16 protein-coding genes are annotated in these 18,001 nt (G+C 33.2%); 9 read left to right on the top strand and 7 right to left on the bottom strand.

What is annotated here, in order from left to right; genetic code table 11:
* The first annotated feature begins 9 nt into the window (after positions 1-9).
* A complete protein-coding gene (locus AC1Q7L_RS20775) occupies positions 10-1,110 on the top strand; it encodes a linear amide C-N hydrolase (RefSeq protein ID WP_492307960.1) in 1,101 nt (366 codons plus the stop codon).
* Positions 1,111-1,223: 113 nt separating this feature from the next.
* Here AC1Q7L_RS20775 and AC1Q7L_RS20770 read toward each other — a convergent pair whose 3' ends face one another.
* Complete coding sequence (locus AC1Q7L_RS20770; protein WP_492307961.1) at positions 1,224-1,715, bottom strand: DinB family protein; 492 nt, start codon at positions 1,713-1,715, stop codon at positions 1,224-1,226.
* 492 nt (positions 1,716-2,207) lie between these two features.
* Between AC1Q7L_RS20770 and AC1Q7L_RS20765 the strand changes: the two genes are divergently transcribed.
* The 4 genes from AC1Q7L_RS20765 to AC1Q7L_RS20750 all read left to right on the top strand — a co-directional run bounded on the left by AC1Q7L_RS20765 (position 2,208) and on the right by AC1Q7L_RS20750 (position 5,964).
* Positions 2,208-2,777 (top strand): cob(I)yrinic acid a,c-diamide adenosyltransferase, encoded by a 570-nt coding sequence (locus tag AC1Q7L_RS20765; RefSeq protein WP_066759734.1) that lies wholly within the window; start codon positions 2,208-2,210, stop codon positions 2,775-2,777.
* Complete coding sequence (locus tag AC1Q7L_RS20760; RefSeq protein WP_492307962.1) at positions 2,767-3,396, top strand: thiamine diphosphokinase; 630 nt, start codon at positions 2,767-2,769, stop codon at positions 3,394-3,396. Before AC1Q7L_RS20765 ends, AC1Q7L_RS20760 begins: the two co-directional genes overlap by 11 nt.
* Before the next feature lie 191 nt (positions 3,397-3,587).
* A complete protein-coding gene (locus AC1Q7L_RS20755; RefSeq protein WP_492307963.1) occupies positions 3,588-4,463 on the top strand; it encodes a tyrosine-protein phosphatase in 876 nt (291 codons plus the stop codon).
* A gap of 109 nt (positions 4,464-4,572) precedes the next feature.
* On the top strand, positions 4,573-5,964 hold the full coding sequence (locus AC1Q7L_RS20750; protein ID WP_066755691.1) for a type III PLP-dependent enzyme domain-containing protein: 1,392 nt from the start codon (positions 4,573-4,575) through the stop codon (positions 5,962-5,964).
* A gap of 193 nt (positions 5,965-6,157) precedes the next feature.
* On the opposite strand, the gene AC1Q7L_RS20745 is transcribed toward AC1Q7L_RS20750, so the two are convergent.
* Together AC1Q7L_RS20745 and AC1Q7L_RS20740 are read right to left on the bottom strand one after the other, a co-directional pair.
* Positions 6,158-6,964, bottom strand: coding sequence for a tetratricopeptide repeat protein (locus AC1Q7L_RS20745; protein WP_492307964.1), 807 nt, complete (start codon positions 6,962-6,964; stop codon positions 6,158-6,160).
* Between the two features lie 86 nt (positions 6,965-7,050).
* Complete coding sequence (locus tag AC1Q7L_RS20740; protein ID WP_492307965.1) at positions 7,051-7,710, bottom strand: HAD family hydrolase; 660 nt, start codon at positions 7,708-7,710, stop codon at positions 7,051-7,053.
* A 176-nt stretch (positions 7,711-7,886) separates the two neighbouring features.
* On the opposite strand from AC1Q7L_RS20740, the gene speB reads away from it, so the two are divergent.
* The 3 genes from speB to AC1Q7L_RS20725 all read left to right on the top strand — a co-directional run bounded on the left by speB (position 7,887) and on the right by AC1Q7L_RS20725 (position 10,466).
* Positions 7,887-8,741 (top strand): agmatinase, encoded by an 855-nt coding sequence (gene speB / locus AC1Q7L_RS20735; protein ID WP_492307966.1) that lies wholly within the window; start codon positions 7,887-7,889, stop codon positions 8,739-8,741.
* Between the two features lie 68 nt (positions 8,742-8,809).
* Complete coding sequence (locus AC1Q7L_RS20730; protein ID WP_492307967.1) at positions 8,810-9,670, top strand: bifunctional helix-turn-helix domain-containing protein/methylated-DNA--[protein]-cysteine S-methyltransferase; 861 nt, start codon at positions 8,810-8,812, stop codon at positions 9,668-9,670.
* Positions 9,671-9,857: 187 nt separating this feature from the next.
* Positions 9,858-10,466: an alpha-ketoglutarate-dependent dioxygenase AlkB family protein gene (locus AC1Q7L_RS20725; protein WP_492307974.1), complete on the top strand. Its 609-nt coding sequence runs from the start codon at positions 9,858-9,860 to the stop codon at positions 10,464-10,466.
* Between the two features lie 142 nt (positions 10,467-10,608).
* Here AC1Q7L_RS20725 and AC1Q7L_RS20720 read toward each other — a convergent pair whose 3' ends face one another.
* The 4 genes from AC1Q7L_RS20720 to AC1Q7L_RS20705 all read right to left on the bottom strand — a co-directional run bounded on the left by AC1Q7L_RS20720 (position 10,609) and on the right by AC1Q7L_RS20705 (position 16,339).
* The gene (locus AC1Q7L_RS20720) at positions 10,609-12,468 is read right to left on the bottom strand and encodes a CocE/NonD family hydrolase (protein WP_492307968.1); all 1,860 of its coding nucleotides are present in this window, start codon (positions 12,466-12,468) and stop codon (positions 10,609-10,611) included.
* Positions 12,469-12,564: 96 nt separating this feature from the next.
* Entirely contained in the window at positions 12,565-15,339 is a 2,775-nt protein-coding gene (locus tag AC1Q7L_RS20715; protein ID WP_492307969.1) for an outer membrane beta-barrel protein, read from the bottom strand.
* Positions 15,340-15,421: 82 nt separating this feature from the next.
* Complete coding sequence (locus AC1Q7L_RS20710; protein ID WP_410692337.1) at positions 15,422-15,841, bottom strand: SH3 domain-containing protein; 420 nt, start codon at positions 15,839-15,841, stop codon at positions 15,422-15,424.
* A gap of 6 nt (positions 15,842-15,847) precedes the next feature.
* Positions 15,848-16,339, bottom strand: coding sequence for a BON domain-containing protein (locus tag AC1Q7L_RS20705; protein WP_123980119.1), 492 nt, complete (start codon positions 16,337-16,339; stop codon positions 15,848-15,850).
* A gap of 221 nt (positions 16,340-16,560) precedes the next feature.
* Between AC1Q7L_RS20705 and AC1Q7L_RS20700 the strand changes: the two genes are divergently transcribed.
* Complete coding sequence (locus AC1Q7L_RS20700; RefSeq protein ID WP_492307970.1) at positions 16,561-17,811, top strand: dicarboxylate/amino acid:cation symporter; 1,251 nt, start codon at positions 16,561-16,563, stop codon at positions 17,809-17,811.
* Positions 17,812-18,001 lie beyond the last annotated feature (190 nt).

Genomic DNA, 18,001 nt, shown 5'->3' with positions numbered 1-18,001 from the left:
TTCAAAACCATGAAGTTTTTATTAGTACGTTGTTTGTTGTTATGCGCAATCGTTTACTCGGTTGGAGTTTATGCCTGTTCAGCTTTTTTATTAAAAGGAAAAGACCATTGTGTAGTCGGTTTTAATGAAAACTGGAAAACAATGCCCGGAATGATTGTCGTAAATAAACGAGATGTTCAGAAAAGAAATATCAGCTGGGAAAATCTTACAACTGATAATGTAAAATATTCGAAAGAATGGATTTCCAAATTTGGTTCAGTAACTTTCAATCTTTTGGGTTACGATTTTCCTTGTTATGGAGTCAATGAGAAAGGACTTTTCTTGGTTGAATTGTATCTTGAAGAAACTTCAAAAGTTGTAAATCCTTCACAATCCAATATGTTTTGGGCGCAATGGATTCAATATCAGTTGGATAATTATAAATCGGTAAAAGAAGTCGTTGACAATCTGACTAAAGGTCCGAATATCGATTGGTGGCCAAATGCAGCCGGAAGTCACTTCTTTTTAAGTGATGCAAAAGGAAATACAGCAACAATTGCTTTGCTGAATGGAAAATATAAAGTATTGACAGATAAAGAAATGCCAATGCCGCTTTTATGCAATAATCAGTATAAAAAAGATTTTGAAATCGCTCAGAAATTTGATTTTTTAGGGGGAAACGAAAAGTTTGATTTTGATCAACAAGGAAAATGGGAAGACCGCTACAATCGTGCTTACTATATGTTGAAAAATTATAAGTACGATCAAAAACCTGTAGATTATGCCTGGAATATTTTAAACTCAATTCATGCCGGAGAATGGCAGACGGTTATTGATCTGAAAAATATGAATCTTTCTTTCCGTTCTGATTTAAAAAAAGAAGTCAAGACAATTGATATTAAAAAATTAGATTTTTCTAAAAATGCAACGGTAAAATTCCTCGATATTCATACTGAAAACTTGGGTGAGGTTAATAAAAACTTTGAAGTTTTGACTTTAAATAAAAACAATGAATATGTTGAAAAAGGCTTCCCGATCGGATATGACAATAAAGAATTTGGAACATCCGAAACTTTTATAAAACTCAAGGAAAATATTATGATGTTTTTTAAAAATATTCTTCCAAATTAAATAATAAACGAAAAGCTTTCAGAAATTCTGAAAGCTTTTTTGTTTGGAAATGATTGATCTTTTTATATTGTGCTGAATCAGCGATTTTAGTTTCAATAAAGGCATCAATGATCCTAAAATCTCTCCCAAAAAAAAGGGGGTTCAATTCCTAAAGCTCTTAAATAAGTATATCCCTGACCTCTGTGATGAACTTCATTATCAACGAAATATAAAATATTCTGATAAACCGGAAATTCATATTGACCGAATAAATTAAAAGTTTCCTGGAAACGTTCTTCCGAAATTTCATTAAAATATTGGTTGATTACTTGAGTTTCTTCGTCCCATTTTTTCAGGATCTCTTCTTTTGTTTTTGGGTTGAATGCTTCTTCATTAAAAGCTTCTTCATTTTTATTAACGATTCCTTTTAAAGCAGGTCCTCCGATGCTGATTAGCTCAACGGCCAATTTTGCAAACGGTCTCATTCCGCCAATAGAGAACTCGAATAAGTCTTTTTCAGGGAACATTTCAATGACTCTTCTTGTTAGGTTTCTGTGGCCTTGCCAATGCTCTAATAATTGTTCTGATGAGATAAATTGTTTTGTGATGGTTGCTGTAGTTGACATAATTTTTAATTTTGTTTGTTATTGTTGATACAAAGATATGACCGAGTTATGACAACAGTTTGTCAGTAGGAAATTCACATTTAAAAAATATTTTCTTTGTTGTAAAATATCCTTCAATATTTCTCGTTCAATGTATATCCGATACATCACAAGATCAGACAATGTAACATATGTAGAGGTAGATAAATAATTTGAAGATGGCCGGTTTTTTAATCGGTCATTTTTTTTGTTTTGAACGAAAATGGAGAATTTTATTCAAAGTGATAATTGAATTTTGAAGACAACTATTTAAACTTCGACAAAAACCCTAGCCCAGATTGCAGAGAAAATCCTTTTTTGAAAAAAAAGATTGTAACGGAAAGCTGGAAATTGCTTCAAAAATAAATAAAACTGCAATTCGACGTAGTCAAATAGCTCCTAAAAACTTTTGAAATTTGTGTATTTCAGGATATTTTACTTTTTACATTCTACAAAATAAAGTATTTTAGTACTATGAAAATTTACACGAAAACAGGAGATAAAGGACAGACGGCTCTGTATGGCGGGACGAGAGTTTCTAAGGCGAGCGCAAGGGTCGACAGTTACGGAAATATAGACGAACTTAACTCATTTATAGGGATTTCTAAAAGTCATATCGAGGATGAAGAGGTGCTGAAACAATTGAAAAAAATTCAGTTTGACTTGTTTACGGTAGGTTCGGAAGCTGCCACTCCGGTTGATAAATTGATGTTGGCGAACGGAAAATCGCGCCTTCCATTAATTATTTCTGAAACTGAAGTTGAAGAATTGGAAAATTGGATGGATGCTTTTGAAGGAAAACTAGAACCGCTTCAATATTTTATTCTTCCCGGAGGAGGAAAATCTGCTACATTTTTACATGCAGCCAGAACAATTTGCAGAAGAGCCGAACGTTCTTTGGTTTTTTTAAACGAATCTGAAGAAGTGCGCCCTGAATTGATTAAATATCTAAACAGACTGTCGGATTATCTTTTTGTTTTGGCAAGATATATCTCTAAAATCAACAACGAAACAGAAGAATACTGGAACCCGAATGAAAGATAAAGTATTACTTTTCATCAACGGAGATCCTCCAAAATCTTTTCCAAAAATAGAAAATTATGGCTTGATTGCCTGTACAGACGGCGCTTTTCATTATTTAAAGAATCTGAATTTTCCTTTAGATAAACTGGATTTTATTTCCGGCGATTTTGATTCGCATTCTGGTTCTGACGAAAATGTGTATGACGAAAAATTTATTTACACTCCGGATCAAGATAAAACGGATTTTCATAAAGCATTAGAAATTATTGCAGAAAAAGATTTTAAAAATGTTGATGTTTTAGGCGGAAGTGGAGGTGAACAGGATCATTTTTTAGGAAATCTTACCGTTGCTTTTGGTTTTAAAGATCAGTTAAATATTAAGTTTTATGATGAATTTTCGGAATATTATTTTGTTCCGAAAAGTTTTGCTGTGAAAGGTGTGAAAGATAAAATGGTTTCATTATATCCATTTCCTACGGTTGAAAATATTACGACAAAAGGTTTGAATTGGCCTTTAACAAATGGAAATCTAAGTATAATTTCAAGAATCGGAACCAGAAATTTTGCTGTTGAAGATGAAGTTTCTGTGGAATATGAAAAAGGTGATTTGTTGATTTTTATTGGAAGGAATTATTTGTAGTTTTTTAGTTTAAACACAAATTACACTAATTTTTTCACGAATAAACACAAATACGTTCATCAATAGGAACGGGCTTTAGCCCGTTTTCACAATAAATATAATGCAATTGGCTTTAGCCAAAACTTAAATTTAATCTATTAAAATAAACACAAACATCTGTGCAAATCTGTGAAATTCATGGGAAATAAAAAATGAAAAACCTAATTAAAATACTATTTCTTATCATCTCATTATTCTGTATTTTCTCCTGCAAAGTACAGCAGTTTTCCACACCCGAATACGGTAAAAAAGAAACAGAAAGCCCAATTAAGATTAAAAAAGTAAATAATTTCCGAACTGTAGGAAATATTAAAAATTCTGAAGGGAAAACCTTAAAAGAAGGAAAATTTTACCGAAGCGGAGATCTTCATAAGCTAAAAAACAGTTCATTTAAGGAATTGGAAAAATTGGGAATAAAGGAAATTATTGATCTTCGAAATTCAAAGGAGATTTCTCAAAAACCGGATCATCTTTCTGAAAATATTAATTATAAAAATTATTCTGCTTTTGAAGATCAGGGAGATCAGTTGTCGCAAGCTAAAAAATTAGTTTTAAAAGGAAAAGTAAACGGCTCCGATGCCAACAAAAGAATGTTGGATTTTTATAAAGATTATGTCACCAAAAATCCAGAAATAATAAAGAAAATTATTACAGAAATCCTGGAATCTGACCAACCAATTCTTTATCATTGCACCGCCGGGAAAGACCGAACTGGAATTACGACAGCGTTAATTCTCACCATTTTAAGGTTCGATAAAGAAACCATTTATAACGATTATCTTTTATCCAATAATTTCAGGGAAAAATTAATTCTAAAAAGACTGAATTTAGCAAATAATTTACATTTCATCTATCCTAAAATGGATTTAAAAGTATTAGAAAAATTAAGCTGGATTGAAAGTAATTATCTTGATGCTGCCTTTGATGAAATTGATAAGAAATATGGCTCAATGGATTTTTATATTCAAAATGTTTTACAGATTTCTGAAGATAAAAGAAAAGAATATATCAGGAAGTTTACATATTAATAATTTGGTTTAAAATTTCACCGAAAATTGCTTGAAATTTATAATAATTTTAACACCCAAAAATCAAACTTTTTTAGCAATTTTGCATTCTTAATTCACTTGTCAAAAAATGAAAATAAAATACTCGGAACTTATTGATCAGACATTGTATTTTCCTACGGAAGAATTTAATGTTTCTGAGAACAATTTGTTGTTTCACGATATTCCTTTAATGGAAGTTGTTGAAAAGTTTGGAACGCCTTTAAAGGTAAGTTACCTCCCGAAGATTTCTCAAAATATTCAGAAAGCGAAAAGCTGGTTTAAAGAAGCCTTTGAGAAAACCGAATATAAGAAAAACTACAGATATTGTTACTGTACAAAATCCAGCCATTTTAAGTTTGTAATTGAAGAAGCACTAAAGAATGATATTTCTATAGAAACTTCTTCTGCATACGATATGGATATCGTGAAATCACTTTATAAGGAAGGAAAAGTAACAAAAGATATCGAAGTGATCTGTAATGGTTTCAAAACGGATGATTATCTGGCGAAAATTTCAGATATGATCAATAACGGTTTTGAAAATATCACGCCGATCCTGGATAATTACCGTGAGTTAGATAAGCTTACAGAAAGCATCGACACAACTTTCGATATCGGAATCAGAATCGCTTCTGAGGAAGAGCCTAAGTTTGAATTTTATACCTCAAGATTAGGGATCGGATATAAAGATATTATTCCTTATTACAGTCAAAAAATTGCTGAGCACCCGAATGCAAGATTGAAAATGCTTCACTTCTTCATTAATACGGGGATCAAAGACACAGCGTATTACTGGAATGAATTGTACAAATGTCTTCGTGTATATGCACGTTTAAAGAAAATTGCTCCGGAAGTAAATTCATTGAATATCGGAGGCGGTTTTCCTATTAAAACTTCTTTGCAGTTTGATTACGATTATCAATATATGGTTGAAGAAATCGTTTCTCAAATTAAAAAATTCTGTGAAGAGGAAGGAGTAGAAGAGCCAAATATCTATACTGAATTCGGAAGTTTTACCGTTGGAGAAAGTGGAGCGAATATCTATAAAATTATTTCTCAAAAACGTCAGAACGACAGAGAAAAATGGAATATGATCGATTCATCTTTCATGACAACGCTTCCTGATACTTGGGCGATTTCGAGACACTTTATCATGCTTCCATTGAACCGTTGGGATGATACGTATGAAAGAGTATTCTTAGGTGGATTGACTTGTGATTCAGATGATTATTATAATTCTGAACAACATACAAACGCAATTTATTTACCGGTTTTCAGTGATACGAAGCCTTTGTATATTGGTTTCTTCCATACCGGAGCATATCAGGAAACGATTGGTGGTTATGGTGGTGTTCACCACTGTTTGATGCCTCAGCCGAGACATATTTTGATCCAAAAAGATGAAAACGGCGAATTCCAATATGAAATTTTCCGTGAGAAACAGGAACCGGAAGATATTTTGAAACTTTTAGGATATTAATAAAACCGTCATTGCGAGAAGCGAAGCGACGAAGCAATCTCATCAATAAGAACGGGTTTTAACCCGTTTATAAATGAAAAATAATTAATTGGCTTTAGCCGAAACTTATTAAGATAAATAAAAATAGCCATCAAATTGATGGCTATTTTCTTTCAAGAAAAATACTGAAATTACTTTTTGTTGACGCGGAGAATCATTTATGACATTTCTCCTTTTCAATAATATCATCAATTTCATTGTTACCCAATTGTTTAACTTTTAAAAAATAATCACAAGCCTTGTCTCTTTGCCCCAATGATAATAAAACTTCTCCTTTCTGGTACAAAACCAAAGGATCATTTGCATTGTATTCTAGAGCCTTATCGAAGTCATTAAGTGCTAAATCATATTTTTTCGATAAAGCATAAGCTGTTCCACGATTTCCAAATCCTTTTTGGCTTTTCTCAATTTTTAATGATGCCGTTAGATCATTTATTGCTTCATCATATTTCCCCATTCTTAAATAAACAAATCCTCTATTAAGATAGGCAGAATGATCTTTAGGAAGGTTTTTTATCGAGAAATCGGCATCGGCAATCGCTTCGGGATACATTTCCAATATGGCTTTTACACCTGCTCTCTCGTTGTAAAGATCATATCTTTTGGGCTCTTTTTCCAAAGCTACATTATAATATTCTAACCCCTTTTCAAATTGTTGAGTTAAATAACAAAAACGCGCGAGACTGATGTATATCCTATAATCATTAGAGTCAAGTTGAAATGAATATTCTAAATCTTTCTGAGCTTCCGACATTTTTTCAGAATATAGATAGGCCATTCCGCGATAATTGTACGACTTTGCTACCTCTTCTTTCTTTTGAATAGATTCTGTATAATAGGTAATTGCCTTTTCATAATTATCTTTATCAAATTCTTTTTCAGCAAGCTTATAGCTTTCCTGTGCTCTTAAAAAACATGGTATAATAAGTAAAAATGGAGTTAGAAAGACATTTTTTTTCATGTATTAAATTTAAGTATTCAATTACTTTCTAAATTTACACAAAAACTGTTTCTGGATAATATGAGTTCAGAATTTTTATTTCTAGTTTAAAAATATTTTGATATTTTATCTAATTCCAGTTCAATATAATCTGCAACCACAATATTTGCCAAGGTATAATCCTGATTTTTAGAATGTGGACTTCTATACGCCGCACAGAAAATATTTGCTCTGTGAGAAGCTAGAATTCCATTCGTAGAATCTTCAATCACCATACAGTTTTCAACAGGTTCTTTTGCTAATTCTGCTGCCAAAAGAAAAACTTCAGGATGAGGTTTTGATTCTTTTAAATCAGCACCGCTTATTTTTCCGCTAAAATACTTATCCAATTCAAATTTTTCAAAAACCATATTAATGGTGTTCATCGTTGCAGACGAAGCCAGAATTAAGGTAATTCCGTTTTCATAATAATGTTCGATCAATTGTTTGACTCCCGGAATCAGATCAAATTCTTCATCATTATAAAAATAATCTTTGAAATAATCTCTCTTAGTTTTTGCGATTTCTTCGTAAGTCTGAGTTAGATTAAATTGATTAATTAATATTTCACAAACCCTTTTCGTTGAAGCTCCGGTAAAAGAAGTGTATAGATCTTCTGAAACATCAATTCCAAGGTCGTTAAATGTTTTGAAATAAGCTTTTCTGTGCAATGGTTCTGTATCTACAATCACTCCATCCATATCGAAAAGAACAGCTTTTAAAGGCATATTTTTTGAATTTTTTTATAAAGATAATGATTTTGGTTGGAAGCTTGAAGCCGGGTGATTGAAGTTAAAATTGTGATGCAGAATTTATATGAGATGATCAAGAAACTTCCATCTTCAATCCTCCATCTTCCAACTTCTTTGTATCTTTGCAGGAATCATTTAATTTTAAATAAGACATGAAAACATACGCAGGAATTCCTGAAGAAAATGCTTCATTGGAGGCTTCAAAAGTAGTATTGGTAACGGTTCCTTATGACGGAACCTCAACTTGGGGAAAAGGAGCAGACAAAGGTCCTGAATTATTCCTTGATGCTTCTGAGAACATGGAACTTTATGACATTGAAACAGGAACTGAACCTTATTTGGAAGGTGTTTATTTAGCTGGAGAAATTACAGAAAAATCTTCGCCTGAAGCAATGACAGAAGCTGTTTATCAAAAAACAAAAGAGCTTTTACAGAATGATGATAAATTATTTACCCTTTTCGGAGGTGAGCATTCTGTTTCTATCGGTTCAATCCGTGCGGTGGGTGAAAAATATGAAAACCTGACTGTACTTCAGTTAGATGCTCACACAGATCTACGTCCAGAATTTCACGGTTCTACTTCTAATCATGCTTGTGCGGTTTTTGAAGCCAACCAAAAGCATAATTTAGTTCAAGTGGGAATCCGTTCTATGGATGTTGAAGAAGCTGAGTATTTACCGGAAGGAAGAGTATTTTTCGCTCACGAAATTGCCAACAATGAAAATTGGGTGAATGATGTATTAGAAAAAGTTTCAGGAAACGTTTATATCACTATTGATTTAGATGCTTTTGATCCATCTATTGCGCCATCAACAGGAACTCCTGAGCCAGGTGGTTTACAGTGGTATCCAACACTACAATTATTAAGAAAAGTATTTGAAAAATGTAATGTTGTAGCATTTGATATTGTAGAATTAATGGATTCTCCTTATGCAAAACCAAGTGCATTCTTGGCAGCTAAGTTGTATTACAAAATGCTTGCGTATTATCACATCAACCAAGACTAAAATTCCGCAAGATTCGGATTTTTTCTGCAAAGGATTTTTTGGAAATTTGTGAGGTAAAATAAAATGATATGTCCACACAAAATCAAATAGATTACGAAAGAATTGCCAAAGCGATTGAGTATATCCAGAGCAATTTTAAACTTCAGCCGAATTTGGATGAAGTGGCAGAGAAAATTCACTTGAGTCCGGCTCATTTCCAGAAAATATTTACGGATTGGGCAGGAACAAGTCCGAAGAAATTTTTACAGTTTATCAGTCTTGAACATGCTAAAAATTTATTGAAGGAAGAAAAAGCGAGCTTATTTGATACGGCTTACGAGACAGGATTTTCAAGCACAAGCAGATTGCACGATTTGTTTGTGAAAATTGAAGGAATGTCTCCGACAGAATATAAAAACGGAGGGAAAAGCCTTACCATCAATTATAGTTTTTCCGAAAGTCCTTTTGGGAAAATTATCACAGCTTCCACAGAAAAAGGAATCTGCTACATGGCTTTTGAAAATGATAAAGAAACAGCATTAGGGAATTTGAAACATAAATTTCCTAATGCTTCTTTTTTTGAAAAACAGGACGGATTTCAGAAAAATGCCTTGTCCATTTTCAATCAGGACTGGACGAAACTCAGCACTATTAAATTACATTTAAAAGGCACTGATTTTCAATTGAAAGTCTGGGAAAGCCTTCTCACAATCCCAATGGGGAAATTGTCAACGTATGGAAATTTAGCCGAAAAAATTGGAAATCCAAACGCTTCACGAGCAGTTGGAACAGCGATTGGAAGTAATCCTGTGGCTTTTCTAATTCCTTGCCACCGTGTGATTCAATCTTCGGGAAATATTGGAGGATACATGTGGGGAAGTGAAAGAAAGCAGTTGATTATTGGCTGGGAAAGTTCTCATGTTTATGCTGAGGATTCTATTTTACTTTAAATTTTTTCTCCTGCAGATCTCACAGATTTTTTATTTTATTTTTAAGTTTTGGCTAAAGCCAATTGATATTTTGTGTATTTGAAAACGGACTAAAGTCCGTTCCTATTGATATGAAAATTTGTGTTTATTTGTGAAAAATATTCGTGTAATTTGTGTTTAAAATATAGTTTTAAAAGTTATTAAAATGATGAGTTTATTCGAAGATATATCAGATTATCCATTAAATATCCTCCCCAACGATGGAACCGTTCACTATTACGGAAAGGTTTTCTCCAAGGAAAAATCCGATTTTTATTATGATTATTTGTTCAATCAAATTCCATGGGAAAATGATGAAGCGGTAATTTTTGGAAAATTGATTTTAACCAAAAGAAAAGTAGGCTGGTTTGGAGAAAAACCATTCGAATATACGTATTCAAAACGGACAAAATTAGCAAAACCCTGGACTCCGGAATTATTGGAATTAAAGAAAAAATGCGAAGAAGTTTCAGGAGAAACCTACAACTCCTGTTTGTTGAATTTATATCATGATGGAAGCGAAGGAATGGCCTATCACAGCGATAGCGAAAAAGATTTGAAAAAGCATGGAGCAATTGCATCTCTAACTTTCGGGGCAGAAAGAAAGTTTTTATTTAAACATAAAATCACTAAAGAAAAAGTAGAAATATTTCTTGAAAACGGAAGTTTATTAATAATGAAAGGAGAAACTCAGGACAATTGGCTTCACCGACTTCCGCCGACTACAAAAGTGAAAACTCCAAGAGTGAATTTGACTTTTAGAACGATTGAAGAATAAATTTTTGACGCAAAGATTTTAACCTCAAAGTTTGTCATCCTATGTTTATTAAAATTAATATTTTACAAACATAGGATGACAAACTGAGTGGTTAAGTTTAAAGAAAAAAAGGCTATTCAAATCCTGAACAGCCTTTTAAATTTTATTTCAAAACTTCAACTTCAATCGAACTATCATCAAAAACCTTGATAAACGCTTTCGTATAATCTTCTTTCGTTGCAAAATTCGAATTTTCCATAAATTTCTGTGGATTAATTGCAAAAAGAGGAAACCAAGTTGAACTTATTTGTATCTGTATTTTATGCCCTTTTTTGAAAGTGTGAACCACATCCTGTAATCTAAAGTTCACTGCTGTTTTCTGATTCGGAACTAAAGCTTCTGCTTTTTCTCGAGAGTTTCTAAATTTGGCAGGCATAATCTCACTTCTTACCATTTGATGGTAGTTTCCGTAAATCACACCCTCTTTCTTTTCTACAGGTTTGAAATCTTCGGGATAAACATCAATTAATTTCACGGCGAAATCTGCATCAGTAGAGGTGGAAGCAATATTTAATTTAGCCATAATTTCTCCTGCAAAAGTCATATCATCCGTTAAAACATCGGTTGTGAAAGTCAAGACATCAGGTCTTCCTTCTGCAAATCTTTGATCTTCCGACATATAATTTCTAGGCGTAAATCCATTAAAGTCTTTCAGATTATCTGAACTTAAAACCGGATTATTTGGATCACTGTAATATTCTGATGAACCTTGGCCAGCAGATTTATTCAATGTTTTGTTAGCTAAATAGAATTTCACTTTTTGTCCTTCTTTTGGAGGATAAGTCGTAAATTCTCTCCATTGTTTTGCTCCGGTGTCATACATCAAAGCTTCAGGAAGTCCGGCATCCTGTTTTGTATTTCCTTTTAGATAATGATTGAAAAATTTCGTTTCAACATTTTTTTGATAATACGTTGCAATGCTGTCTCCAAAATAGATCTGATTATGGAAGTGTTTTCCTTCCTCGCGTCCCCATCCACCATGAGAAAAAGGTCCCATTACGATGGTGTTTTTCGCTTTTGGGCTTGATTTTTCAATGGTTTTGTAAATATTTAAAGGCCCTGAAAGATCTTCAGCATCAAACCAACCACCAACAGTCATTACTGCATGATTCACGTTTTTAAGATGAGGAAGAAGACTTCTTTTTTGCCAAAATTCATCATAGTTGGGATGGTTCATTATTTCGGTCATGAAGAAATTGTCTTTGTAATATTTCTCGTAACCGTCTTTCAACGTGCCCATATCCCTATAAAATTTCAAACCATCTTCAGATGTTGGTTTAATCATTGAATCTGAATACCAAGCTTTGTTTTCTGCCTTTGTTTTCTGAACTCCAAACACCGGAAATGTTTTAAAATAACCTAACATGAATCTTCCGTTGTGAAGAAAATCATCATTCCAGAAATCAGAGATCGGAGCTTGTGGAGAAGATGCAACTAATGCAGGATGTTCTGCTAAAACCCCAACAGCAGTATAAAAACCGGGATAAGATGTTCCGTATTGACCTACTTTTCCGTTGTTGTCTTTGATGTTTTTTATTAACCAATCGATTGTGTCGTAAGTGTCTGTACTTTCATCAACATCTTTTTTCGTTTTATGATCTACTTGCGGTGTCATATTCGTGAAAGTTCCTTCACTCATATATCGTCCGCGAACGTCCTGATACACAAAAATGTATTTGTCATTCATTAAATATTGATTCGGACCAACCTTGGTTTTATATTCATTTTCACCGTACGGAGCAATGCTGTAGCAGGTTCTTTGCATTAGGAACGGATATTTGTTTTTATTAGAAATATCCTTCGGAATGTAAACTGCGGTGAAAAGCTTCGTGCCGTCACGCATCGGAATATACATTTCCTTTTTGATGAAATTATCTTTCACAAACGGATCTGCCGGCTGTGTATTTTGTGAATTTCCAAAAATGAAAAAGAAAATAAATAGAATTGAAATAGGGATCTTCATGAATTTAATTTGTTGCTAATTTAATCATAAAATATTTTTAACCGAACTTAAAAAAGAAATGGCTGGAAAAACTTCCAACCATTTATCATTAATCATTTATTTACCTTTCATTTTCTTACCGGCGAATTTGTTGAGTTTCATACTTAATGAAAACATGATGTATCGTTTTAAGATCAAATCTTCACGGTCTTCAAAATAAGCACTTGAAATAGTTCTTTTTACGCTTTGATTTTGATTTAAAACATCATAAACCTTGATTTTTGCAGTAAGTTGTTTGTCGAAGAAAGCATATCCCAAACTTGTATTCCAGAAATAGAAATCTCTTTTGAATCCGGGAGCTATATTTGAGTTGGTGTTGTATTCAAAATCATTTCCAATAACAAGGTTGCTTTTAAAAATATAATTGGTGAGTTCAAGTTTTAGGGTTTGATGGGTTGTCTGTACCTTATCAATACTGTAATTGGTGTAACTTGAAGTGTTGTAACCTATTCTGTATGATGGTTTTATAGTAAGTTTATCTTTAATTTCGTAGGTAAGATTAAATCCGGGATTAATGTTATAGTTATTGCTTGTGAAGTTTTGACTGTCAATAAACCCACTGCTATAGCTATAATTTATATTAAATCTTGGGTTGATGGTCAGCTTATTTTCTTTCCATTTAAAGGTTTTTGTGAAACTTCCTCCAAGGTTGAAATTTTTATTTCCACTTACATTGGAGTAGGTCACAAACTGCTTTCCTGACTTATCGTAATAAGAATAATTAATAATGTCATTATTACTGTAAGTGAAGCCGAAATTTATATAATAACTGATATTTTTTATCAGATTAGAATTATTAAAATAAAGATAGGTTCTGTTTGCCCATGTATTTTTCAGTTCAGGATTTCCCTGAAAAACTACTAACGGATTAGAAAAATCCTGATAAGGAGTCAGTTGCTCTGCAGTTGGAATCGTGTAATCCGCAGAATTGTAAATGCTTAATCTTTTATTGGGTGAAAATTCATAATTAACACCAACATTATAATTGGGAAGTACAAAGTTTTTCTGAAGGTCATATTGTTCTCCATTAAAAACAGAATTTACTTTCATATCTGAAATATCAAGATTAAAAGAACCCCACATATTGATCTTAGTTTTATTAAGCGCAAATGATAACTCAGGAGTAATCTGATTAACCTTTTGATTCATATTATTGGATAAAAGGATGTTGTAATCTGAATATTGCCCTGTATTTTCATTAAAATCATTAACGTTTCTGATGTCGCGGTTTAGTTTTGAGCTATAGCTCATATTAAGAGTTACCGTTGCCGAATCAGAAATGGGTTCTGTATATCCTGCACTGAAACGGTAATCACTGCTCTGGTTTTTATTGTTAGCAAGCTGATTTCTGATATCGTTGGCTCCTGTACTTTGGTAAAAAAGGGTTTGTGACCTGTTCAGATTATCATTTTTTGATTCAGAAATATTAGTATCGATGTTTGCATAAACAACTCTTTCCTTCTTTCTAAATTTTTTCGAAAAATAAATGTTGGGACTAAAAGTATTGCTCTCAGACTTTGTGCTTGTATAAGAATCACTCTCATTAAGCAGAGTATTATCTCTAAAAGTGTTTGATTTTAAATTATTAAAACTGAAACCTTCCGATCTTGAAAATGTTGGTGAAATATAAATATTCGTCAGAGAATCCAGATCTATTTTTGCAGAAGTATCAAAATTATATTGTTTAGATTCATTTTCACCATTGCTTTCTGAGTTGGTTTTTAAAGCATAATCAGGAAGTAAAGTCGTTCTCGAAACTTTAGATCGAGTCTCCAGATTGCTGTTGTAATGCATCAGACTTACGCTTTCAAGCTCTGCGCCTTTTCCGAATTTATCGCTGTAATTTAATCCTATTGTTGTTGATTTTTGAATTCCTTTATTATTACCGCCGCCATCCGTATAATAGGTTGTGCTTCCTACGGTTCTAACACTTCCGCCCTGCATCAACCAAGAATTTCGTCCATGACCCATGCTGTCAAAAACCTCATCATTGGAAAATCCTTGTGAATTAATATTGTTTGATGATGCCAGAATACTGATTTTGGTATCATTTTTAAAATAACTTAAAAGTCCGCTCCCTTCATATCGTTTATCGGATCCATATCCAAGAGTAAGTCTGGAAATCAATCCTTTATTTTTCTTTTCGTCGATATTAAAATTAATGGTTGCGTTGTTTGATTTTGCAGTTTTTCCGGTCAGTTCTTCTTCTTTTGTTTTTGTTGTCGTGAACTGAATGTTTTTAATGATATCCGCAGGAAGGTTTTGCAGGGCAATTTTTCCGTCTTTATCAAAGAAAGGTTTTCCGTTGATCATGATTTGATCTACTTTTTTACCATTGACGGTTATTTTACTGTCATTATCAATTTCAACGCCCGGAATTTGTTTTAAAAGTTCTTCGATTTTACTGTCTGGACGAACTTTAATCGCCGAAGCATTAAATTCAATCGTATCTTTTTTGATTTTTACAGGAGAGACGGTAATTTTTACCTCTTCAATATTTTTGATTGAATTTTTATCGAGTTCAATATCTCCCAAAGTCAGAGATTTGTCTAGCTTTTCAAGGTTTTTAGTGTACGAAATTAATTTATCAGCATCAATTTTTAATATTGAAGGTTCACTGAGTTCATCTGTTTTTAAGGAAAACTTGCCTTCTTTATTCGTTGCAGTATAATTTACAATAGAGGAATCTTTTTGTTTGAGAAGATAGACGGTGGCATTTTCTACAGGTTTCTTTTCAAAATTTGAAACTTTTCCGTCGATACTAAATTTTTGTGCGTTTACAAATACAATATTAATGGTTAAGATAAATAATACCGCAATAATTTTTTTCATTCATGTTGTTTAAGGCACAAAAATAAAAAAAAACATCCCCGCAAAGGGATGTTTATAAGTTAAATAGAGTTAAACTTAATTTTTAAGCTTTCAAATATCTTGAATAAGCGTAACCTTCCTGTCCATCATCATTTTTCACTTTCCACCAATCATCAGAAGTCTGCTCGATCAACGTTACGTTAGAACCTTTTGCAGCTTTACCAACAACAGCAGCTTCCGTAGAAGGCTCTTGTCTGATGTTTAGGTTAGAATCTTCTGTAGCAACAGTAAGAGATGCACCGGCAGCAAGACCTGAAACCTGTACATCAATATTGATATCTGATGCAGAATAAGTAGAATCAATTGCTCCTAAAGCATTCCAAACAGCATCTTTTGCAGCTGTGTTTGAAGCGCTTCCTGAAACATAAAGAATTCCATCTTGTTCCTGAACCTGAAGACCTGAAATTCCTGCTGACTGAGCTGCAGAAACTACACTTGAATATTTATCTTGTAATGTGCTCATTTCTAATTATTTTACTGTATAGTTATAATTTACTTTTCCAACTTTCAAAGCATCTACAGATTCTTTGATTTTTCTAGCCTGTAGAGAAGATACATTTCCTGTAAGCGTTAATTCACCGTTTACAACTTCAACTTTTACAGATGGAAAATCTTTAACAGCATCCTGAACTTTCTTCTGAGCAGCAGGATCTACCGCTGAAGTAGTTTCAACTGCAGGAGTAGCCGGCATTGGAGCTGCAATAGTAGACATATCCATTACTTCTTTTACACCTTTTACAGCTTTTAATTGAGCGATCATTGCATCTTTAGAAGCCTGATCTGCGAAAGTTCCGCTTAAGTGAGCAACACCCTCTTTTACTTCAACAGAAGCGTTCGGATTAGATGTTACGATTGTTGTTGCTTGAGTCTGAAGGTCCGCATCAGAAACTTTCTTCTTACAAGAAATAGCTCCGAAAGATACTGCCATAGCCAGTGCAGCCATTGCGATAGTTTTTTTCATAGTTGTATATTTATTAATGTTGTTAATACAATCAAATGTAATAATAAAATTTATACCAAACAGATAAAAATTAAATAAATATTTCTGACTTTTTTTACAATATTTTATAAATCAGGCGATTAATTTTAATGTATTATTAATTTAACATAAAATTATTACAGCCTTAATAAAATCCTATGCCAACTTAAAAACTATTATATTTGCGAAACTTGAACTATTATATGAAAGGACAAAATAAACTTTTTATAGCAATTATCGTTGCGCTTATTATTGGTGTGGGTATTGGTGGATTTGTGCATTTGCAGTATCCGGAAAGCGCAGAACCTTTTTCTAAAAACATAAAACTTCTCGGTACAGTTTTCATCAGATTGGTACAAATGATTATTGCTCCTTTGGTTTTTACGACTTTGGTTGTAGGAATTGCTAAAATGAGTGACATCAAAATGATCGGAAGAGTAGGAACGAAAGCGATGTTGTGGTTTATTTCAGCTTCCCTGATTTCTCTTTTTATTGGTTTGATATTGGTAAACTGGCTTGAACCGGGACACGTAACCAAACTTCCTATTCAGGATGCAGCATCTGCCGAAGAATTATTGAAAAGTAGTAAAGGTTTTTCAATGGAAGATTTTGTAAAACACGTAATTCCTAAAAGTATATTTGAAGCTTTTGCAACGAATGAAGTATTACAGATTGTAGTATTCTCTATTATGTTCGGGGTTGCTTTGGCAAATATGGGTGAAGAATATTCTCAACCTGTCATTAAATTATTCGACATTGTAGCTCACGGAATCCTGAAAATGGTTGGCTACATCATGTGGTTTGCCCCGTTTGGAGTTTTAGGAGCTATCGCAGCTGTCGTCGCAACCAATGGTTTTGAAATTTTTAAAGTGTATGCTATCTATTTAAGAGATTTTTTCTTTGCATTAGCAATTCTTTGGCTGGTTTTACTATTGGTTGGATATATGATCCTAGGAAACCGTCTTTTCGAATTATTAAAAAGAATCAAAGCGCCTTTATTGATCGCCTTTTCAACAACAAGTTCGGAAGCTGTTTTCCCGAAATTGGTTGAAGAATTGGAAAGATTTGGGTGTAATAATAGAGTAGTATCTTTCATTTTACCTTTAGGATATTCATTTAATCTGGATGGAAGTATGATGTACATGACGTTTGCATCAATCTTCATCGCACAGATCTACGGAATTGAAATGACAATCGGACAGCAAATTACCATGCTTTTAGTATTAATGCTGACTTCAAAAGGTATTGCAGGTGTTCCGAGAGCTTCGTTGGTGATCATCGTAGCAACGTGTTCAATGTTTGGAATTCCGCCGGAAGGCATTGCGCTGATCTTGCCAATCGACCATTTCTGTGATATGGGAAGAAGTATGACCAACGTTTTAGGAAATGCTTTGGCAACTTCTGCGGTTTCCAAATGGGAAGGGCAGTTGGAAAATCACGGCGGTGATATGTAAAATGTCAATTTAGCTTATGCTAAGTGAATGGTCAATAGTGAATTTTTATAGCTTCATTATTGACCATTTATTTTTTAGGAGCAATTTGACTACGTAGAACAGCCAATATTTATTCTATTATTTGAAGCTGTTTCCCGCTTTCCGCACTCGCTATTTTTTTTGATTTCGGTTTGGGGGGGGGGGGGGGGGG

The organism is Chryseobacterium sp. GW823-FHT05E08, from assembly GCF_058795655.1.
The sequence above is the reverse complement of the archived record's forward strand: the minus strand, read 5'-3'. Positions and strand labels throughout refer to the sequence as shown.

Coding starts and splice junctions, on each gene's coding strand:
- AC1Q7L_RS20775 (WP_492307960.1), top strand. CDS start 10: ATGAAGTTTTTATTAGTACGTTGTTTGTTGTTATGCGCAATCGTTTAC.
- AC1Q7L_RS20770 (WP_492307961.1), bottom strand. CDS start 1,715: ATGTCAACTACAGCAACCATCACAAAACAATTTATCTCATCAGAACAA.
- AC1Q7L_RS20765 (WP_066759734.1), top strand. CDS start 2,208: ATGAAAATTTACACGAAAACAGGAGATAAAGGACAGACGGCTCTGTAT.
- AC1Q7L_RS20760 (WP_492307962.1), top strand. CDS start 2,767: ATGAAAGATAAAGTATTACTTTTCATCAACGGAGATCCTCCAAAATCT.
- AC1Q7L_RS20755 (WP_492307963.1), top strand. CDS start 3,588: ATGAAAAACCTAATTAAAATACTATTTCTTATCATCTCATTATTCTGT.
- AC1Q7L_RS20750 (WP_066755691.1), top strand. CDS start 4,573: ATGAAAATAAAATACTCGGAACTTATTGATCAGACATTGTATTTTCCT.
- AC1Q7L_RS20745 (WP_492307964.1), bottom strand. CDS start 6,964: ATGAAAAAAAATGTCTTTCTAACTCCATTTTTACTTATTATACCATGT.
- AC1Q7L_RS20740 (WP_492307965.1), bottom strand. CDS start 7,710: ATGCCTTTAAAAGCTGTTCTTTTCGATATGGATGGAGTGATTGTAGAT.
- speB (WP_492307966.1), top strand. CDS start 7,887: ATGAAAACATACGCAGGAATTCCTGAAGAAAATGCTTCATTGGAGGCT.
- AC1Q7L_RS20730 (WP_492307967.1), top strand. CDS start 8,810: ATGTCCACACAAAATCAAATAGATTACGAAAGAATTGCCAAAGCGATT.
- AC1Q7L_RS20725 (WP_492307974.1), top strand. CDS start 9,858: ATGAGTTTATTCGAAGATATATCAGATTATCCATTAAATATCCTCCCC.
- AC1Q7L_RS20720 (WP_492307968.1), bottom strand. CDS start 12,468: ATGAAGATCCCTATTTCAATTCTATTTATTTTCTTTTTCATTTTTGGA.
- AC1Q7L_RS20715 (WP_492307969.1), bottom strand. CDS start 15,339: ATGAAAAAAATTATTGCGGTATTATTTATCTTAACCATTAATATTGTA.
- AC1Q7L_RS20710 (WP_410692337.1), bottom strand. CDS start 15,841: ATGAGCACATTACAAGATAAATATTCAAGTGTAGTTTCTGCAGCTCAG.
- AC1Q7L_RS20705 (WP_123980119.1), bottom strand. CDS start 16,339: ATGAAAAAAACTATCGCAATGGCTGCACTGGCTATGGCAGTATCTTTC.
- AC1Q7L_RS20700 (WP_492307970.1), top strand. CDS start 16,561: ATGAAAGGACAAAATAAACTTTTTATAGCAATTATCGTTGCGCTTATT.